Source organism: Blautia sp. ZXY-1-C6 (genome assembly GCF_056339875.1).
Map to the genome: position 1 here is coordinate 1 of NZ_JBWJVQ010000161.1, position 2,500 is coordinate 2,500.

Genomic DNA, 2,500 nt, shown 5'->3' on the forward strand with positions numbered 1-2,500 from the left:
AAGCACTGGATAATATTGATGAGGTGATCCGTATTATCAGAGCTTCGCAGAATGTGCAGATCGCAAAACAGGAGTTAATGGACCGCTTTGAACTGACAGATGTTCAGGCACAGGCAATCGTAGATATGCGTCTGCGTGCTCTGACAGGTCTGGAAAGAGAGAAGCTGGAAGCAGAGTATGCTGATTTAATGGAAAAAATCCGTAAATACGAGGCTATCCTTGCGGACAGAAGTCTTCTTCTTCGCGTGATTCGTGAAGAAATTCTTGCAATTGCAGAGAAATACGGAGACGACAGAAAGACTTCTATCGGATATGATGTATACGATATTTCTACAGAGGATCTGATTCCGAGAGAGAATACAGTGATCACAATGACCAAACTTGGATATATTAAGAGAATGACAGTAGATAATTTCAGAAGCCAGAACAGAGGTGGAAGAGGAATCAAGGGAATGCAGACTCTTGAGGATGACTACATTGAAGAACTTCTGATGACAACTACCCATCATTATCTGATGTTCTTTACAAATACAGGAAGGGTATATCGTCTGAAGGCATATGAGATTCCGGAGGCAGGACGTACTGCAAGAGGAACTGCGATTATTAATCTGTTACAGCTTATGCCGGGGGAATGCATCACTGCAGTAATCCCGCTTCGCAAATTTGAAGATGGTCATTATCTGATGATGGCTACGAAGAATGGCCTGGTAAAGAAAACACCGATTAAAGAATATGCGAATGTGCGTAAAAACGGACTGGCAGCTATCACATTGCGTGATGATGATGAACTGATCGAGGTTAAGCTTACAGATGATAAGAAGGATATAATACTTGTTACAAAAGATGGTATGTGTATCCGTTTTAAAGAAACAGATGTAAGAAGTACAGGCAGAACTTCTATGGGCGTACGCGGTATGAATATCGATGACGGAGACGAAGTGGTAGCAATGCAGCTGAATTCTCAGGGAGATTGCCTGCTGATAGTTTCTGCAAATGGTATGGGTAAACGTACTTCTATGGGTGAATTTACCTGTCAGAATCGTGGCGGTAAAGGTGTAAAATGTTATAAGATTACCGAGAAAACCGGTGATGTAATCGGAGCAAGAGCTGTAAATGAAGATAATGAAGTAATGCTGATCACTACGGAAGGTATTATCATCAGAATCGCCTGCGCTGATATTTCCATTCTTGGAAGAATTACATCAGGTGTAAAACTGATCAATCTTACAGAGGGTGTCACTGTAGCCAGTGTAGCTAAAGTGAGAGATAAGGAAGAAAAAGATACAAATGCACAGCAGGCAGCAGTGGAAATTACGGACAGTGCAGAAACAGAAGAATCTGATCAGCCGACAGATCAGGAGACACAGGATGAGAACAGAGGGGAAGAGGAATAACCATGAAGAAATGGTACAGATATCTTGCAGCCGGAGTGTTGGTATTACTGACACTCTGTGTGGCAGGATGCGGGGGAGTGAGTCATAAATCACCGGAAAAAGTAACAGAGGAATTGATTCAGTCCTATACTGACGGGAAAGAAAAGAAAGTGAAGGAGTGCTATAACCAGGTAGATAATACAGAAGCAGATCTTCAGACAGAGATTACAGCAACACTCAAATATTTTGCGGCACATAATCCTAAGAAAGTATCTGTTCAGGATTGTGAGATCCTTTCTGAAAATGACAAGTACAGTTATGTATACATAACCTACAATCTGATTCTGGAGGATGATCAGGAATATCCATGTGTTGGAACTTATATGGTTGGTAAACAGGATAAAACTTATTATATCATGGCACCATCACAGATTACAGATGATATGAAAACTCAGGCGGCTACAGCATATGTCCAATTTATGAAGACAGATGCTTACAAGACGTATACCAAAGCATATGAAACATTTATCAAGAAAAATCCGGGATATGAAGACAAAATTTCGGAAAAAGCAGGAGTGTAATATATCGAGGGCAAAAAAATGAAAAGAATATTACTGATGGTATTTAGAAATCTCTTTTTTGTTCCATATGGATGGTTTAAGTTATGCTGGTATGCATCGCATGCAGAACGTTACAGTGAAGAACAGAGATATCAGCTTCTTAAATATGTAGATAACAGAGCAGTGAAAGGCGGTAATCTGGTAATTGACGGTCATGGTATGGAAAATATTCCAAAAGAAAATGGGTTTATTTTCTTTCCCAATCATCAGGGATTATTTGATGTACTTGCAATCATACAGGTGTGTCCGGTACCTTTCTCGATAGTGGCAAAAAAAGAGCTGACAAACGTACCATTTCTGAAGCAGGTATTTGCATGCATGAAAGCGTTTATGATTGACCGTGATGATGTCAAACAATCTATGCAGGTAATCATTAATGTTATCAAAGAAGTAAAGGCAGGAAGAAACTATCTGATTTTTGCCGAGGGAACCAGAAGCAAAGACGGCAATCATCCGCAGGAATTTAAAGGTGGAAGTTTTAAAGCTGCAACGAAATCAAAATGTCCG

3 protein-coding genes (1 of these 3 cut by a window edge) are annotated in these 2,500 nt (G+C 40.2%); all 3 read left to right on the plus strand.

Going from position 1 to position 2,500, the window contains the following annotated elements:
- Window positions 1–1,394, plus strand: a 1,394-nt coding sequence (locus AC075J_RS07395) for a DNA gyrase C-terminal beta-propeller domain-containing protein (RefSeq protein ID WP_476390201.1), incomplete at its 5' end; no start/stop codon positions are given.
- 2 nt (window positions 1,395–1,396) lie between these two features.
- Entirely contained in the window at window positions 1,397–1,954 is a 558-nt protein-coding gene (locus AC075J_RS07400; RefSeq protein ID WP_022380444.1) for a hypothetical protein, read from the plus strand.
- A gap of 18 nt (window positions 1,955–1,972) precedes the next feature.
- Window positions 1,973–2,500, plus strand: the 5' portion of a protein-coding gene (locus tag AC075J_RS07405) for a lysophospholipid acyltransferase family protein (RefSeq protein WP_476390202.1). 186 nt of this gene lie beyond the right edge of the window; 528 of the gene's 714 nt are visible here — the first part of the coding sequence; it begins with the start codon at window positions 1,973–1,975; its stop codon lies off the right edge, out of view.

Bases quoted from the DNA above. Each gene is read 5' to 3' on its own strand.
- AC075J_RS07400 (WP_022380444.1), top strand. From the start codon at position 1,397: ATGAAGAAATGGTACAGATATCTTGCAGCCGGAGTGTTGGTATTACTG.